14 protein-coding genes and 2 pseudogenes are annotated in these 15,720 nt (G+C 64.1%); 8 read left to right on the top strand and 8 right to left on the bottom strand.

The features are described from left to right. Positions 1-67: 67 nt before the first annotated feature. The 4 genes and pseudogenes from QN084_RS08470 to QN084_RS08455 all read right to left on the bottom strand — a co-directional run. Positions 68-1,060, bottom strand: coding sequence for a hypothetical protein (locus QN084_RS08470; RefSeq protein WP_164888699.1), 993 nt, complete (start codon positions 1,058-1,060; stop codon positions 68-70). Between the two features lie 188 nt (positions 1,061-1,248). Continuing rightward, positions 1,249-2,976, bottom strand: coding sequence for a helicase HerA-like domain-containing protein (locus tag QN084_RS08465; protein ID WP_021474189.1), 1,728 nt, complete (start codon positions 2,974-2,976; stop codon positions 1,249-1,251). Between the two features lie 9 nt (positions 2,977-2,985). Then, positions 2,986-3,504 (bottom strand): GNAT family N-acetyltransferase, encoded by a 519-nt coding sequence (locus tag QN084_RS08460; protein ID WP_021474188.1) that lies wholly within the window; start codon positions 3,502-3,504, stop codon positions 2,986-2,988. Between the two features lie 69 nt (positions 3,505-3,573). After that, positions 3,574-3,903, bottom strand: a pseudogene (locus tag QN084_RS08455) (hypothetical protein); the annotation flags it as partial. A gap of 43 nt (positions 3,904-3,946) precedes the next feature. Between QN084_RS08455 and QN084_RS08450 the strand changes: the two are divergent. Both QN084_RS08450 and QN084_RS08445 read left to right on the top strand, forming a co-directional pair. After that, positions 3,947-4,237, top strand: a complete 291-nt coding sequence (locus QN084_RS08450) for a transposase (RefSeq protein ID WP_062098648.1) — start codon at positions 3,947-3,949, stop codon at positions 4,235-4,237. Positions 4,238-4,272: 35 nt separating this feature from the next. Then, positions 4,273-5,127 (top strand): annotated as a pseudogene (locus QN084_RS08445) (IS3 family transposase); the annotation flags it as partial. Positions 5,128-5,169: 42 nt separating this feature from the next. On the opposite strand, the gene QN084_RS08440 reads toward QN084_RS08445, so the two are convergent. Continuing rightward, the gene (locus QN084_RS08440) at positions 5,170-6,798 is read right to left on the bottom strand and encodes an FAD/NAD(P)-binding protein (protein WP_259362719.1); all 1,629 of its coding nucleotides are present in this window, start codon (positions 6,796-6,798) and stop codon (positions 5,170-5,172) included. Between the two features lie 287 nt (positions 6,799-7,085). Between QN084_RS08440 and QN084_RS08435 the strand changes: the two genes are divergently transcribed. The 5 genes from QN084_RS08435 to QN084_RS08415 are packed head-to-tail and all read left to right on the top strand — an operon-like array spanning position 7,086 to position 12,339. Further along, complete coding sequence (locus tag QN084_RS08435) at positions 7,086-8,054, top strand: amino acid ABC transporter permease (protein ID WP_241650883.1); 969 nt, start codon at positions 7,086-7,088, stop codon at positions 8,052-8,054. Continuing rightward, a complete protein-coding gene (locus QN084_RS08430) occupies positions 8,051-8,908 on the top strand; it encodes an amino acid ABC transporter ATP-binding protein (RefSeq protein WP_021474185.1) in 858 nt (285 codons plus the stop codon). The genes QN084_RS08435 and QN084_RS08430 overlap by 4 nt, the downstream gene beginning before the upstream one ends. Positions 8,909-8,919: 11 nt before the next feature. Then, positions 8,920-9,894: an ABC transporter substrate-binding protein gene (locus QN084_RS08425; RefSeq protein ID WP_021474184.1), complete on the top strand. Its 975-nt coding sequence runs from the start codon at positions 8,920-8,922 to the stop codon at positions 9,892-9,894. A 24-nt stretch (positions 9,895-9,918) separates the two neighbouring features. Continuing rightward, entirely contained in the window at positions 9,919-10,986 is a 1,068-nt protein-coding gene (locus QN084_RS08420) for an LLM class flavin-dependent oxidoreductase (RefSeq protein ID WP_069696376.1), read from the top strand. A 9-nt stretch (positions 10,987-10,995) separates the two neighbouring features. Then, on the top strand, positions 10,996-12,339 hold the full coding sequence (locus tag QN084_RS08415) for an NtaA/DmoA family FMN-dependent monooxygenase (protein ID WP_021474182.1): 1,344 nt from the start codon (positions 10,996-10,998) through the stop codon (positions 12,337-12,339). A 229-nt stretch (positions 12,340-12,568) separates the two neighbouring features. Here the strand turns inward: QN084_RS08415 and QN084_RS08410 are convergent, their stop codons facing one another. Further along, positions 12,569-13,804, bottom strand: coding sequence for an FG-GAP repeat domain-containing protein (locus QN084_RS08410; RefSeq protein ID WP_021474180.1), 1,236 nt, complete (start codon positions 13,802-13,804; stop codon positions 12,569-12,571). A 200-nt stretch (positions 13,805-14,004) separates the two neighbouring features. Here QN084_RS08410 and QN084_RS08405 point away from each other — a divergent pair, with 200 nt between their 5' ends. Beyond that, entirely contained in the window at positions 14,005-14,934 is a 930-nt protein-coding gene (locus QN084_RS08405) for a threonine/serine dehydratase (RefSeq protein WP_021474179.1), read from the top strand. Between the two features lie 11 nt (positions 14,935-14,945). On the opposite strand, the gene QN084_RS08400 is transcribed toward QN084_RS08405, so the two are convergent. After that, a complete protein-coding gene (locus tag QN084_RS08400; protein ID WP_069696375.1) occupies positions 14,946-15,362 on the bottom strand; it encodes a DUF302 domain-containing protein in 417 nt (138 codons plus the stop codon). Positions 15,363-15,409: 47 nt separating this feature from the next. Next, entirely contained in the window at positions 15,410-15,667 is a 258-nt protein-coding gene (locus QN084_RS08395; RefSeq protein WP_062098293.1) for a metal-sensitive transcriptional regulator, read from the bottom strand. Positions 15,668-15,720: the final 53 nt, after the last annotated feature.

The following is a 15,720-nucleotide window of genomic DNA, read 5'->3' as shown; positions in this document are numbered from 1 at the left end:
TGGCGCGGTCAGCGGCGCCACCTGCACCGACGCCACCCACACTGGCGCAGGACGCGATACCCGGCCTCTAGAAGCTCAGCAGGGGCGTGACGGTCACTGTGTTGCCGTCCGTATCCAGCTGGGTGGTAAAGCTGAAGTCGTGTTCAACGTTGAGATCGTTGACGTAGCCCGTGAAGAGGTTGATTTCCCGGGCTGTCAGCCGGGCTTTGCCGTTGAGGGGGGCCACTACCCACTTGCCGCCGAACGGTTCGATAGTGATCTTCGGGTATTCCGTGATTTCCCATTTGATGGTCCCGTCTACCACGCGGGCGTTGCTGGCGTGATAGAAGGGGCAGTCCGGCTGGAGTCGCTGCTGCTCAGTCGCCTCTGCGGCACAGGTGTCCAGGAATTCGCGGACCTTGCCTGCCACGGCTTCATCCATGGACTTGGTGGACCGGGTTTGCAGGTTCAGCGGGGCCGTTCCGCCGTCGCGGTTTGAGACGAGGGCAGACGTTGGAGGAGCTTCAAAGAAAGTGCCGTTGAGGCTGGCCTCGTACTTGCCGGGATAGAAGACGGCAAACGTGTTGTGCCCGTTGGGCATATTGACCGGCACTCCATTAAGGGCTGCCTCGCTGGCGTTCACCACGGTCACCTCGATGGTGGGTAACGTGGTGGGGACGAAGGCCCATTTGCCGAAAAACAGCCACTGGGTACCAGTGCGTTCCAGCAGGAACTCGCTATGGAGGCGGCTGCCGTCCAACGAGTAGTCCACCGGTACAGCGACCCGGTTTCCGCCACGGGATTGCGCGTTGCCGATCTTGATATCCGACAATGCGGATGCCGCGGTTTGCAGGGCTGTGCCGTCCAGCATGGCGGCGTTGGCCTTCGGGACCTTCGCGCGCAGCAGACCAAGGGCCTGTTCGCCCTCGCCCTTCTGCAGGGCCTCAAAGTATTCCCGTACAGGCTGCTGCGGGCTCGCCACGGACTGGCTTACCAGGTTGATGCACACCACGGCGCCGGCGGCAGCAAGCATCAGACCGAGCAGCCATCCGGCTGCGGTCTTGACCAACGCTTGACTCACCTGCACGCCCTTTACGTTACCCGCCGCCGCGCGATTAGCTGCGCAGCAAGACCGTAAGGTGACTTAGCAAGATCCTCAAAGAAATCCACGACGGCGGTACGTTGCCCCACCAGACCGGCCACCCGCCGTCGGGCCCTGACCCGCCCGAACCGGTCACCCGCCGTCGTTACGACGCAGGACAACAAGCCCTAACGGCGACGACGCTTGGACGACGTACCGAAGACGCCCCGGATCAGGTCGCGTCCCAGCTGTGTCCCCATAGAACGGACCATGCTCTTTAGTCCGCCACCCAACGCGCCGCCAAGCGCACCGGCCAGGTCACCAAACATGCCGGTGTCCTGCTGGGACGTTCCTGGCGCGGAGGGTGCAGGAGGCTCGGGGTAGGACGGTGAAGGCGAAGGGGCGGGGCGGGAACTGGGGCGGCCGAGGATTTCCTCCTCGATGCGCCGGGCTTCGGCGTCGATGTCGGCTTGGGAGGGCACGGACCCACCCGATGCTTCCGAGGCGCTATCCAAAGACGGCCCTGGCGCGCCCCCCGAAGCCGGAGAGCCTGTGGGCACTGGCGCCGCCCCACTCAGTTTCTCGTACGCCGAGACGTTGTCCACGGCGGTGCCATACTTGGCCAACAGCGATGAAGCCCCAACCGTACTGCGGATGAGGTCCTCGGCGCTGGGACCCATGACTGACTCGGGTGCGCGGAGCCTGGTCAGGGCCACGGGCGTGGGTGCGCCCTTCTCATTCATCACGGTGATGACTGCCTCGCCGATTCCCGCGGAGGTGAGGGTTTCTTCGAGGTCGTAGTCGCTGACGGGGAACGTGGACACCGTGGCCTTCAGGGCCTTGGCGTCTTCCGGGGTGAAGGCGCGCAACGCATGCTGCACACGGTTGGCCAACTGTCCCAACACGTCTGCGGGTACGTCCTTGGGGGTCTGGGTGACGAAGAAAATGCCGACGCCCTTGGAACGGATGAGCCTGACTGTTGTGGTGATCGCCTCAAGGAAGGCCTTGGAAGCATCGTTGAACAGCAGGTGCGCCTCGTCCAGGAAGAACACGAGCTTGGGCTTGTCCAGGTCGCCGGCTTCGGGAAGGTCTTCGAAGAGGTCGGCGAGCAGCCACATGAGGAACGTAGAGAAGAGAAGCGGCTTGGTCTGCAGGGTGGGCAGTTCGAGGCAGCTGATGACGCCGCGGCCGTCGGGGGCTGTGCGGAGGAGTTCGGCTGTGTCGAACTCGGGTTCGCCGAAGAACTTCTCCATGCCCTGCGCTTCCAGGGACACCAGCTCGCGCAGGATGACGCCGGCCGTGGCCTTGGACAGCCCGCCCAACTCGGCCAGCTGGGGCTTGCCTTCATCCGAGGTGAGGAACTGGATGACGGCCCGCAGGTCCTTGAGGTCGATGAGTTCGAGGTTGTTCTTGTCGGCGAAGTGGAAGATCAGCTGGAGGCTGGATTCCTGGGTGTCGTTCAGGTCCATGATGCGCGAGAGCAGGATAGGCCCGAAAGAGGTAATGGTGGCCCGCACGGGAATGCCGTTGCCGTCACCGCCCAGCGACAGGAACTCAACGGGAAAGTTCTTTGCCGACCAGTCCTGCCCAAGGGCCGACGTCCGGGCGCTCAGCTTCTCGCTGGCCGTTGCCGGCGTCGCCAGTCCCGAGAGGTCGCCCTTGATGTCAGCGAGGAAAACCGGAACACCCGCCGTCGACAGTTGCTCCGCAATCATGTGGAGCGTGACGGTCTTGCCTGTGCCGGTGGCGCCGGCCACCAGCCCGTGACGGTTCATCATCGCTAACGGAAGGCGGACCTGCGCTTCCTTGTGGACTTCACCGTCCACGATTGCGGCACCCAGCTCGATGGTGGCACCTTGCAGGGTGTACCCCTGCTGGATGGTGGCGAGTTTTTCGGCAGTGGTTTTCGTGGCCATGCGGATAGCTTAGCGGTGCGCCACAAGATCCTTGCTGAAGGCCAAATGCTTGATTTCCTCGGGATCCGCTGCGAGATCGAAGAGGGCGGTGTAGCCCGTGGCGAGGTACAGGTTCCTGGCTTCGGGCTGGCGCGGCCCGGTAGTCAGGTAGAGCTTGGTGTAGCCACGGCGCAGGGCTTCAGCTTCCAACTCGGCCAGCACGCGGCGGGCCAGGCCACGCCGTCGGTGCGCCGAGTGGGTCCAGATGCGCTTCAGCTCGGCGGTGTCGGCGTCGTAGCGGCGGAACGCTCCACCGGCTACGGATTCGCCGTCTTCCTGGATGATGATCAGCGCCCCGTGCGGTGCGGCGAATTCCTCCGCCGGGTACCTGCTGAGTTCCTCGGAGGCTCCCTTGCTGCTGAACAGGTCCCCGTAGCGGGTGTCATATTCGACGGCGAGCTCATCCAGGAGCGGCCGGACGCGGGGATCGTCCATGGCGAGGCTGAGGACGGAAAGGCCCGACGTCGGCAGGGTTGGCGGTGCGGTCATGGCTTACCTTTCGTGGTGGGCACCCAAGTAGGTGACAGTTGTGCGCGTTTTGCGGGCTCAGAACGCGCATTAATGCGACCTAGTTGGGAGGGACGGGAGGGACGGAAGGGGGGTGGCCAGCGTGTGAAGGATGCGGCGGGCCAGGGCGTCGTTCTCGCGGAACGGCGCCGCGTTGGTGTTCGGCCGGGCAAACGCACCTGCGCCCCAGCCTGACGTCCATGGACCCACTGCAAACAACCCATGCTGTGGTGTTCCAACAGGAGAAAGGACCTCATGATTTCCGGAGACCAGAAGTTTCCCTGTCGAATGCGCACCGTCCAAGGTGAGCAGCCTCTGTTCGGTGCCCAGTCCGGCGTCGTGCAGGTTCAGGAGGGCAGGGTTCGCGGAACGCTCCACTGAGGTGTACTACTGATGTGAGACACAGTTTGAAAGGATTGTGCTCATGTCTGCTCGACCTACCTATTCCGATGAGTTCAAGGCCGATGCCGTCGCTTTGGCGGCGTCTTCGGGGCGTCCGTTGCCTGCCGTTGCTGCTGATCTCGGGATCTCGTTGACTGCTCTGAAGCGGTGGATTCGGTTGGCCCGTGAGGCTGATCAGGAAAGCGGTGGCAAGCCCGATGACCCGGTAGATCCGGTGAAATTCAAAGCCATGGAGGCCCGGCTGCGGGAGCTCGAGCGGGAGAATGATTTCCTGAAAAAAGTTTCGGCGTTCTTCGCCAAAGAACAGCGGTAGAAGATCTCTACCGCGTTGTTCAGGAGGAGAACGCCGACTTTCCAGTGGCATGGATGTGCCGGCAGTTGGGGCTTCCACGGGCCTCGTACTACCGGTGGCGGGACGCTGAGGAGACACCGACCGCGGCCCGTCACCGGGACCTGACGGACCAGGTGAGGACCGTCTTCGATTCCTCTGACGGGATCTTCGGTCACCGCATGGTGCATACCAAACTTGTTGCCGCCGGCATCGAGGTGTCGGTGGGCACCGTGGCGGGGATCATGGCTGAGAACGGATGGGCGGCAAAGCGGATGCGCGCCTTCAAGCGCACCACCATAGCCTCGGATCCGGACAAGGTCTTCGCGGACCTCATCGGCCGGGACTTCACGGCAGATGCCCCGGGCACCCGTTTGGTGGGCGATATTACCTACTTGCGGACCGGTGAGGGCTGGCTGTATCTGGCCACCGTCATTGACCTGTGCACCAGGATGGTCGTCGGTTGGGCCATGGCGGACCACATGCGCGCCTCGTTGGTTACCGGGGCCCTGAGGATGGCCAGAGACCGCGGCCACCTGACCCCGAACGCCATCTTTCACAGCGATCGCGGCACGCAGTACACGTCCCGCGAAATGGGCGCCTGGTGCGCCGGAAACAAGATACGCCAATCGATGGGCGCTACCGGGGTGTGTTGGGACAATGCCGTAGCCGAATCGCTGTTCTCATCGCTGAAAAACGAGTTCTACCATCACCACAGCTTCGAGACCCGCCAGGACGCCAGACGGGCCACGATGCGCTATATCGAAGTGTTCTACAACCGCTGGCGGCCTCACACCAACAACAAGGGTCTCCCGCCGGCGACGGCAATGGCCAACTTCACAACCAACAGCCAGCCCCTGCCCGCTGCTGCCTGACCGAAAAGAAACTACCCGGCTGTCTCACATCCTTGACACACCTCACACGGAGGCCGAAGGCAGGCGTGCCTCGATGTACGCGGAGGCCTCCACCAGGACCGGTGACTGGAAGGATCCGGCAACAAAGCGGCCGGTTGGTTCGTCGGCGCGGACCCACATGCCCGGTCCCAGGAATTGCAGGTACCCGGCCCGGTGCAAGGCAAGCATTTCCTGCAGTCGGTGTGCCGGAGGGCCGGAATCGACGAAGCTGAAGAAGCCGTGCCACCAGCCGTGGATTGCCTGCTGCGATCGGGCGTTGAGCCGTTCCTGCGGCACCAGGCGGCCCAAGTCCATGTAGACGAACAGCAGGGCCATGAACAGGGCAAGCGTCTCCGAATGGTCGAGGCTGGTCCGCAGTGCCAGGTCGCGTTGGATGTAGGCGGCCACGGACCGCTGCACCGCCTCATGGGAATCGAACGCGCAACCGCTGAAGGGCTGGTCCAGCGACTCAAGGTCCAGGCGCACGGCGGGATCCGGGACGGCAGAGGCCACAAGCTGCTCCCGCCCGGAGCTATACCAGTCGAGGGCATCGAAGGGCGCCTCGAAGTCCGCCCAAGCGCCACGAACCCGCTCAGGGTAGCCGGTGAACAGTTCACGGTAATAGGCGTAGCCCGCATCCTTGGCGATGAGCGGCCAGAGGTGGGTACGGAAGTCGAGCTCGTCGTGTTCGGCCAGCAACGCTTCAACAGCAGCAGCCGTGAAGTACCGCGGCCGCTCCACCGGACTGCGCAACGACGAGGAGATTTTGGAATGGTAGGGCACACCCCGGCGTGAACCGGCCCAGACCCGTGGCTCGGCGCCCGAAGGCACATATTCGAGGACGCCGTCGGGCCTTTCCTCGAAGCGGCCGCCGCGGCCCTCGAACAACAGCACCAACAGGTCCACGAAGGCCAGCCCCATCCCGGAGACGATGACGTCCTGGCCGGCTTCAATGGGGGAGTAGTCCACATCCGTTGTGTACGACGGCGGCGCGTAGTAGCCGCCGTGCGCGGCCGCGAATCCGGCCAGCCGGGTCGCTTCCGGATGCGCCTGCGAATCGGTGTGGCCCAGGGCGTACACCACGACGTCGGCACGCACCTCGGCGCCGGAGGCCAACCGCACGAGGTGCGTACCGGCGTCGGGATGCCCGGGCAGCGGCCCCGCGGCCCGTTCGACGGCGGTGGCCACATCGCGGTGGACGGTGACGGTGACGTCCGGCCCGAGCGAGGAAACCGCCCGGCGGAAGAACCACTCGAGGTACTTGCTTTGGAGTTGCCTCGTGGGGAACGACGCGGGGGTCAGGGAACGGAGCTGTTCCAGGATGTGCTGCTCGAAGACCGGCACATCACGGATACTGCCGTCCAGTACGCCGGCTGCCCAGGTGGCGAGGGCCGGGCCGTCCAGCGGCGGTCCGTCACAGGCCACGGAAGAGTCGGTGAACATTGTGACGTCGGCGGCCGTGGAGTTCATCAGCAGGCCGGGATCCTGGTGATAACGCCAGATGCGTCCTGAGCCAGGTTCATGAGGCTCAACGACGTGGATCTGCAGGGGGCCTTCGAACAAGGCGGGACGGCTGGCCGCCAGCCTTTCCAACACGCCGGCCGTGCGCGGGCCGCCGCCAATAAAGACGATGGCGGGAACTCGTGACGGCATGCGGTCTCCTGATCTGCGGTGGTTGGTAAGGCCAATGTAGGGAGCCTGTGGTGCCCGGGTCGAGGCGCCGGTAACCGCCGTTCACCACGCGTCATTCAGCGTTAACCGAGGAAAACAAAACGACTCAAATGGCTCCGGCTGAACTCATTGATGACGCCGAAAGAAGCCTTTTGAAGCCGCAATAAGTCCCGTGAAGAAGTACAAAAATCCGAATTGCCGGTGGATAAATTCCGCCCCTAGATTTGCAGCAATCCGATAGGCAAATCCCAACTGAAATGAGGTGGCGCATGAGTGCAGCCGCACCGCCCGCCACGGCGGACGAGGCCCTTCGGCCCGCCGTCGACTACTCCGACTACAAGCTGGTCCCGGCAAAGCATCCGTGGCGCTGGGTGGGCACCGTGGCGGTCGCCCTGGGCGTCACCGCCATAGCGTGGTCCCTGCTGACCAACCCGCGCTGGGAATGGGGAGTGGTTGCCCAATGGTTCACTGCCCAGTCCGTGGTGGCAGGGTTGGTGGAAACCCTCAAGCTGACCGCCATCTCCGGCATCCTTGGCTTCGTTCTCGGGTTCATCCTCGCCTTGATGCGCCTCTCATCCTCACCGCTGCTGGTCTCCGTATCCTGGACGTTCTCCTGGATCTTCCGATCCACTCCGCTCCTGGTCCAGCTACTCCTTTGGTACAACCTCGGCTACCTCTACGAGAAGATCAGCCTGGGCATCCCGTTCACGGATGTCCGCTTCTTCGAAGCCCAGACCACCACGTTGGTCAGCCAGTTCGCGGCAGCCGTCCTAGGCCTCACCCTGAACCAGGCGGCCTACTCCGCCGAAATCATCCGCGGCGGCATCCTGTCCGTCGACCAAGGCCAACTGGAAGCCGCAGCCGCCTTGGGCATCCCGGCCTGGAAGCGTTCCACCAGGATCGTCCTCCCGCAGGCAATGCGGGCCATCCTGCCCACGGCCTTCAACGAGATCATCGGCCTGGTCAAGGGAACGTCGATCGTCTACGTCCTGGCCTACTCCGAGCTGTTCTACACGGTGCAGGTGATCTACAACCGGACCCAACAGGTGCTGCCCCTGCTCCTTGTGGCAACGCTCTGGTACGTGGTGATTACTTCCGTGCTCAGCATCTTCCAGTACTACGTGGAACGGCACTTCTCCAAGGGCGCACTGCGGAACCTGCCGCTCACGCCGCTGCAAAAGGCCCGCAAGTTCTTCGCCAGCCACGCTCCCGCCTCTCCCAGCAAGGACGCCCGATGAGCATCATCACCGCACGCAAAGAATCGACGACGGCGGCAACACCTGCCGCTGCCGGCCCGGCCAGCACGGTGGCCACCAAAGGACAGGTGGACATCCACAACATTCGGAAGTCCTTCGGCAACACCGAAGTGCTCCAAGGTGTTTCACTGTCCGTGCCGCCTGGCGGAGTGACAGTGATCGTCGGCCCGTCCGGCTCCGGTAAGTCCACGCTGCTGCGGACCATCAACCACTTGGAAAAGGTTGACGGCGGCTTCATCACCATCGACGGTGAATTGGTGGGCTACCAGGCCCGGGGGAACAAGCTGCACGAGCTGCGCGGGAAGGACATCCTCAAACAACGCACCAACGTTGGCATGGTGTTCCAGAACTTCAACCTGTTTCCCCACCTAACGGCCTTGGAAAACGTGGCCGAAGCGCCGATCGTGGCACAGAAGCGCTCCAAAGCCGAGGCCCGGAAGCGCGGGCTGGAACTCCTGGACCGTGTGGGTTTGAAGGACAGGGCCGACGCGTATCCCCGCCAGCTTTCCGGAGGCCAGCAGCAGCGTGTTGCGATCGCCCGGGCGCTCGCGCTCGAACCGAAGATCCTGCTCTTCGACGAGCCCACCTCCGCATTGGACCCCGAACTCGTCAACGAGGTCCTGGACGTCATCCGCGAACTGGCCACGTCCGGCACCACGTTGATCGTGGTCACGCACGAGATGGGATTCGCCCGGGACGTAGCGGACACCGTGGTGTTCATTGACCAAGGCCGGATCATCGAGTCCGGCGCCCCGCAGGACATCTTCAGCAACCCACGCGAAGAACGCACCCGCAGTTTCTTCTCCAAAGTCATCGAACCCGCCTTCAACATCTAGGAATCTCCCCAATGCTTCGCACCACCACAGCCAAATTCCTGGCACTCGCCGTCCTCCCCGCCGTCGTACTTCCGGCGCTCGCCGGGTGCTCCGATCCTGGAGCGTCGGCAGCCAAGCCCGAATCCGAAACCGCCAAGAACGGCGTCGTCTACAACACCTCAGTGGAGCAGAACCGCATCCGCGTTGAGAAAGATGCCACCGCCGCGGCCACCGTCCCGGCAGCCATTTCCAAGGACGGCAAGCTGACGGTTGCCACAACCGCGGGGTCCGTCCCGTTGTCCTTCCACGCCACGGACGACAAGACCCCGATCGGCGTGGAGATCGATCTCGCACAGCTGGTGGCAGACAAACTGGGACTCGAGCTGGACCTGCAGGTGACATCGTGGGAGAACTGGCCGCTCAAGACCCAGTCCGGCGATTTCGAAGCCGTCTTCTCCAACGTGGGCATCAACGCCGCCCGGGTGAAGCTGTTCGACTTCTCCACATACAGGGCCGCTTACATGGGCTTCGAAGCGAAGAAGAGCGCCAGCTACGACATCAAGGGTACCGACGACATTTCCGGCTTGAAGGTTTCCGTGGGCTCGGGCACCAACCAGGAAAAGATCCTCCTGGCCTGGAACAAGGAACTCGAGGAGAAGGGCAAAGCCCCTGCCACCCTGCAGTACTACTCCTCGGACGCAGACACCATCCTTGCGCTCTCCTCAGGACGCACCGACCTGAACCTCGCCCCTTACCCGTCCGTGACCTACCGCGAGAACACCCGGGACGACCTCAAACTGGTGGGCAAGGTCAACGCCGGCTGGCCGTCCGAAACCCTGGTTGCCGCGACGACGTTGAAGGGCAACGGCTTGGCGCCCGCCATCACCGACGCCTTGAACTCCACCATCAAGGACGGCTCCTACGCGAAGGTCCTGGAACGCTGGGGCCTCTCCGAAGAAGCAGTGCCGGAGTCCAAAACCGTCTCGGAAACAAGCTTCGGCAAATAGACCCTACGAACGTCAGGACCAGAAGTGAGTACCCAAGATAACAAGGCCGGTTTCCTGGCCATAGAGCTTGACGGCGCCGGCTGGGACGGAGGCGCGTTCGGCAGCCTCGCCGGGGCGGTCCTCGCCGTCGAGGCGGCCGGATTCCATGTGGCAACCTTCAAGGACGCTCCGGAGCCGGGCCGGACGAACGCCCTGCAGCGTGCCGCCTACGCAGGGCCTGTCACGCGGACCCTCGCACTGGCCCCGGAAGTGGACACCGTTTACACCGAGCCGTTCCACATCGCCACGCAGCTTGCGAGCTTGGACTACGTCTCCGGCGGCCGTGCCGGATGGATCGTCACCGCAGCCGAGTCACCCGCGGCCGCTGCCGCCGTCGGGCGTTCCGCAGTCAGAGGCAACGCGCTGGTCCACGAGGCCGCTGCGTCCATTGAGGTCGGGCGCCGTCTCTGGGACTCCTGGGAAGACGACGCGGTGATCAGGGACGTTGCCACCGGACGCTACATCGACGTCGACAAGCTGCACTACGTGGACTTCGAAACCCCGGCCGATTTCGCGGGCACACCGTATTCCGTCAAGGGCCCCTCCATCATCCCCAGGCCGCTGCAGGGCCAGCTTCCCGTGCTGGCATCGGCGTCGCTGGTTGGCGGCGGTGTTCCGGTGGAATCTGTTGACGCAGTGCTGGTCACGGCTCCCACGTCCGAACTGCTGGTGGCCGGGGTTCGCGACGCGCGGGAACGCCTTGGGGCGGTGGCTGTGGTGGCCGAACTCGGCGTCGTCCTTGATTCCCGCGGTGAGCCGGCTGCTGCGCGGGCAGTGCCGGAAACCGGCCGCGCGCAATTTGCAGGCACCGCCGCGGAACTCACCGGGTACCTTCACGGACTGCTGTTGGAGGCCGACGGCGTTCGGCTGCACCCGGGCGACCTGGCGCGGGAACTCGATGAACTCTCCCGGCTGGTCCTGCCGGAACTCCGCCACCGGGGTTCGCTGCGTGCTCCGGTCCAGGACGGCACCTTCCGCGGGTTGCTGGGCTTGGAACGGCCCGCAAACCGCTACTCGACCTCAACCACCGCCAGCGCTGCTGCTGGAAAGTAAGGGAACAGCATGACACGGGATATCTTCAAGCCCAGCGGCCGGATCCAGTTCGGCATCTTCTTCCAAGGCGTCAACTCCGGCACGATCTGGAAGGCCGCCGAATCCGGTTCGCAGACCGATTTCGAATCCTTCCGCAGGATCGTTCAGACCGCCGAACGGGGAAAGTTCGCGGCGTTCTTCCTTGGGGAAGGCCTGCGGCTGCGGGAGCACTTGGGGCGTCCGCACGCCCTCGATGTGGTGGGCCGGCCGGATGCGCAGACCATGCTCGCGGCTTTGGCTTCGGTGACCACCAACATCGGCCTGGTTGCCACGCAGAACACCACCTACAACGATCCCGCAGACCTGGCGCACAGGCTGTCCTCGCTGGACCTGATCTCCGGGGGCCGCGCTGCGTGGAACGTCGTCACGACGGACAACGCCTGGACGGGCGCCAACTTCCGCCGGGGCGGATACCTGGACCACGCGGACCGGTACAGGCATGCTGAAGCGTTCGTGGAGACCGCCAAACGCATCTGGGATTCGTGGGAGACGCCGTCCGGTCCCGCGCACCGTGTCCTTCACCAGGGGCAGCACTACACTGTGGACGTCACACCGCGGTTGCCGCGTAGTCCGCAGTACCGTCCGGTGCTCTTCCAAGCCGGTGATTCACCCGAGGGCCGCGATTTCGCTGCACGCCAAGCAGACGTGATCTTCTCTGCGCACCCTAAATTCGACGATGCCGTGGAATTCCGCCGGGACATTGTTTCCCGCTCAGTGGCTGCCGGCCGCGGCGCCAACGCGGTCCGGATCATGCCGGCCAGCGAGTTCATCCTCGCCGCTACAGACCAGGAGGCACGGGAGAAGAAGGACTGGGTGCGGAGCCTCCAGATCGGTCCGCAGCAGGCCATTGCCTATCTGGAACAGTTCTGGGGACGTGAGCTTTCCGCGTACGATCCGGACGGCCCGCTGCCTGACATTGATCCCGTGGTGGAAGAGACCTCGGAAACCCGCGGCAGCGGCTTCCATGGCGCCAAGGCCCGCCAGTTGGCGGATCAGTGGCGTGCGGAAGCCAAGGACAAGGGCCTATCCATCCGCCAGTTCGTCACGTCCAGGACGGCTCGGATCGACTCCACCTTTACCGGCTCGTACAACGCGGTGGCCGATCACCTGGCCCAATACGCGCGGGTTGGAGCGGTGGACGGTTTCAATATCTCCCCCTGGCTCATCCCCACCGGCCTGGATGACATCGTGAACCACCTGGTCCCGGAGCTCCAGGAACGCGGCGTCTACCCCACGGAGTACCGCGGCAGCACCCTGCGGGAGAACCTTGGGTTGGAAACGCCGGTTCGTTTGAGCCAGCAGGTGAGCGTCTGATGAAGAGCCTGCTTGATTTTGCTGGATCATTCTTCGGGCGTCTGGGCGGAACCGGTTATTGGCGCGGTGTTGCCCCGGCGGATGCCCGAATGATCCAGCAAAATTGTGCGGCCTCCTCACAGGGCACCGTTCGGCTGGAACTGGCCGTGTGGGAGCAGCCCCTGTAGCTTCCCTTGGCTCGTTCGGCTCGCTGAGAGGAGTTCGGCTCGCTGAGAGGAGTTCGGCTCGCTCAGAGGAGTTCGCGGAACACGTTCCACCCTGCCCCGACCGGGCCGTAAGGCCCCCAGAGGACCCCGGTTGATGCGCCGGTGGAGTAGGTCATGAGATCCCCGTTGCCGTTGACAGCGAACAAGTTGTTGTACTGCTGGTGTCCGAAACTGCCCAGCCCTGCAATATCGGAAAAGGCACCCCAACCGCCGCTGAGCATTGCCGAGGACTCCCAGCCACCCGTGCCGTCGGCCCGGTAGATGGAGAGGTATCCATTGCGGTCCCGGGCGAAGACCTCCACGGGACCGTCCCCGTTCATGTCACCGCCGGTGATGATCTTGTCCATGATCTGCCAGCCTTGGCCCACCTTGCTGCGGGGTTTCCAGCCGCCGGCTCCGTCGCCGGGGTAAAGATAAAGGTCGCCGGCAGCATCGCGGGCCAGGACGTCGTTGTAACCGTCCCCGTCAAAATCTCCAGGACCAACAATCGAGTCGAAGATGTTCCAGCCTTGACCAACCTGGCGGCGGTCAAGCCAGCCCCCGTTGCCATCGCCCGGGTAGAGATACAGGTTGCCTGCGGCGTCGGTTGCGAGGAGGTCGTTGTAGCCGTCGCCGTCAAAGTCACCCGGCGAGAACACGATTCCCATAGCGTCCCAGCCCTGGCCTGTCTGGCGGGGTTCGTCCCACTCTCCGAAGTACCGCGGGCAGGCACCCTCGCAACTGCCGGGAACGTATGTATACGTCCGGGGGTAGAGGATCAACCTGCCATCCGCCGTGCGCCCGAGGGGTTCGAAGTTCCCGCGTCCCGTCCAACCCATGGCCCTCGAGGATGCCTTGACCGGTGCCGTGCCGGGGCTCACCCGCGTGGCATCAGGGCAATTGGGTTCTTCGGGCGTTGAAGGGTGGACCCTGAGCGAAATCCGGTGACCGAAGTCCGCCGGGGTGAGCTGAAGGACTTCGCCCTGACGTTCGGGCGGTAGGGGTACCCCGTCCTGGAGCCACTCCGCCCTGTACCCGTTGGGGGTGGTGCCGTCCGGGTTCTTGCAGCCCGCATAGTCGTAGTCGTATTGCTTCCGCAGCTCCGCGCCGACGTAGGGGACTCCGTCGATGACTGCCGTGGGGCCAACTGAAGGGGTCTGAACGTCAGGTGCGGACGTTACTTTCGGTGCTGCCGTCGCTGGGGGCGCACCCATCAGGGCCACACCTACCGCCAGTGCCGTTGCTGCGTATGCTGCCTTGCGCGTGCCAAAGATCCCCATTGTTTCCCCCCGGAAGCCAGCATCGATAGTGCGTGGGTCTCTGCTGAGGCTACCTCACTCGCGGGGATCTTGGGCAGGTTCCTTACCTCTGGGCGGGGACTCCGCCGAATATTGCGTGGACTGATGAATAACTGGAGGGCCGCATCCGCGATGCCCGCGGTCCCGATCGTAGGATGAGACCCAACGAAAGGGGCAGTCGGATGGTCACTCGCGAACAGGTTGAGGAAGCGTATTCCCGGACGGCCGCTTGGGTCCGCCACACCCCGATGGCGGCGAGCGGCAATGAAGGGACGTACCCGCTGTGGTTTAAGTGTGAGTACATGCAGCACACGGGTTCGTTCAAGGCCCGTGGTGCTTTCAACAGGCTGCTCACTGCCCGGGAGAACGGGGAGCTCAACCCCGAGGTCGGGGTGGTTGTTGCCTCCGGCGGCAATGCGGGCCTGGCAAATGCCTACGCCGCTGCGAAGTTGGGTGTTCCCGCCACGGTGTTCGTCCCGGAGTCCGCTCCCGCCAACAAGGTCCACAAGCTGTACGCAATCGGAGCAAGGGTGGTTCAAGGCGGATCCGAATATGCCGAGGCTTATGCTGCGGCGGTCGCCTTCGCTGCAGAAAGCGGCGCCGTTTACTGCCATGCCTATGACCAGCCGGAGATTGTGGCGGGCGCCGGTGGTGTGGGCCTTGAAGTGATGGAGCAACTGCCCGACGTCGACACCATCCTCGTCGCTGTCGGCGGCGGCGGGTTGATGGGTGGCATAGCGGCCTCTACCGAGGGGCGGGCCCGGGTTGTAGGAGTTGAGCCGGAAACAGTGCCTACACTCCATAGCGCATTGGCACACGGCGAGCCCGTGGACGTACCGGTTTCAGGCATTGCAGCCGATTCCCTGGGTGCCCGCAGGCTGGGGGAGATCGGCTTCGGGGTTGCCCGCAGGACGGGCGTGCAGAGCGTGCTGGTCACGGACCAGTACATCATCGAGGCCCGCCGCAGGCTATGGGAAGGGCATCGAATCGTCGTTGAGCATGGGGCAGCGGCTGCGTACGCGGCCCTGCTCTCCGGGGCTTATGCCCCGGGCGCTGGTGAGAAGGTCGCCGTCGTGCTGTGCGGAGCGAACACGGATCCGGCGCATTTCTAGCCCGGTCTCTCTTAGTTGGCCGCTTCGCTGAGGTCCGCGAGTGCTTGACGGAGGCGGGTGCCGGCGTCGTCAGCCACTTCCTTGACCGTTGGGGCGTCGCTGAGTTGGACCATGGTTTGCGGGTCGATGGCCTCGACCGTGGTGGTGTCTGCGTCCTTGGCGCGGCGCACCACGACGTTGCACGGGAGCAATGCCCCCATCTGAGGCTCTGCGGCGAGGGCGCGGCTGGCCAGGGCGGGGTTGCAGGCGCCGAGAATGACATAGTCCCCGACGGCGTCGGCGGCTTCGGCTCCGAGCTTCTTCTCGAAGGTGGCGCGGACGTCGATTTCGGTCAGGATTCCGAAGCCCTGCTCAGCCAGGGCGTCCCGGGTCTTCTCGACAACATCAGTCCAGGGGAGGGCAACGGTCGCGGCGAGGGTGTACGTCATGGTTCTCCTTGGGTAGGGCCGGGCAGGGGATTGTCGGAAGGAAGGGTTCAGGCCAGGGAGAGGAAGAGTTTCTCCAGGTCCTTGGTGTCCATGCTTGCGTCCTTTTGGACGATGCACTGCTCCAATCCGGTGGCGATGATGGCGAAGCCCGCGCGGTCCAATGCCTTGGATACTGCCGCCAGTTGGGTGACGACGTCCTTGCAGTCCCGGCCTTCTTCGAGCATCCGGGTGACGGCCGCGAGCTGGCCTTGGGCGCGCTTTAGCCGGTTGATGACGGGGGTCAGTTCGGTGGGATTCAGTTCCATGGGTACTCCAAAGTAATGCGGTTTCTTGGACCCAGCCTATACCCCCTAGGGTG

This window comes from Paenarthrobacter sp. R1 (genome assembly GCF_030264015.1).
Lineage (GTDB): Bacteria > Actinomycetota > Actinomycetes > Actinomycetales > Micrococcaceae > Arthrobacter > Arthrobacter ureafaciens.
This window is presented reverse-complemented; position numbering and strand designations above follow the sequence as displayed.

What these genes read in the sequence shown, in the direction of transcription:
- QN084_RS08450 (WP_062098648.1), top strand. Translation starts at nt 3,947, where the DNA reads ATGTCTGCTCGACCTACCTATTCCGATGAGTTCAAGGCCGATGCCGTC.
- QN084_RS08460 (WP_021474188.1), bottom strand. Translation starts at nt 3,504, where the DNA reads ATGACCGCACCGCCAACCCTGCCGACGTCGGGCCTTTCCGTCCTCAGC.
- QN084_RS08435 (WP_241650883.1), top strand. Translation starts at nt 7,086, where the DNA reads ATGAGTGCAGCCGCACCGCCCGCCACGGCGGACGAGGCCCTTCGGCCC.
- QN084_RS08465 (WP_021474189.1), bottom strand. Translation starts at nt 2,976, where the DNA reads ATGGCCACGAAAACCACTGCCGAAAAACTCGCCACCATCCAGCAGGGG.
- QN084_RS08415 (WP_021474182.1), top strand. Translation starts at nt 10,996, where the DNA reads ATGACACGGGATATCTTCAAGCCCAGCGGCCGGATCCAGTTCGGCATC.
- QN084_RS08440 (WP_259362719.1), bottom strand. Translation starts at nt 6,798, where the DNA reads ATGCCGTCACGAGTTCCCGCCATCGTCTTTATTGGCGGCGGCCCGCGC.
- QN084_RS08405 (WP_021474179.1), top strand. Translation starts at nt 14,005, where the DNA reads ATGGTCACTCGCGAACAGGTTGAGGAAGCGTATTCCCGGACGGCCGCT.
- QN084_RS08430 (WP_021474185.1), top strand. Translation starts at nt 8,051, where the DNA reads ATGAGCATCATCACCGCACGCAAAGAATCGACGACGGCGGCAACACCT.
- QN084_RS08400 (WP_069696375.1), bottom strand. Translation starts at nt 15,362, where the DNA reads ATGACGTACACCCTCGCCGCGACCGTTGCCCTCCCCTGGACTGATGTT.
- QN084_RS08410 (WP_021474180.1), bottom strand. Translation starts at nt 13,804, where the DNA reads ATGGGGATCTTTGGCACGCGCAAGGCAGCATACGCAGCAACGGCACTG.
- QN084_RS08425 (WP_021474184.1), top strand. Translation starts at nt 8,920, where the DNA reads ATGCTTCGCACCACCACAGCCAAATTCCTGGCACTCGCCGTCCTCCCC.
- QN084_RS08395 (WP_062098293.1), bottom strand. Translation starts at nt 15,667, where the DNA reads ATGGAACTGAATCCCACCGAACTGACCCCCGTCATCAACCGGCTAAAG.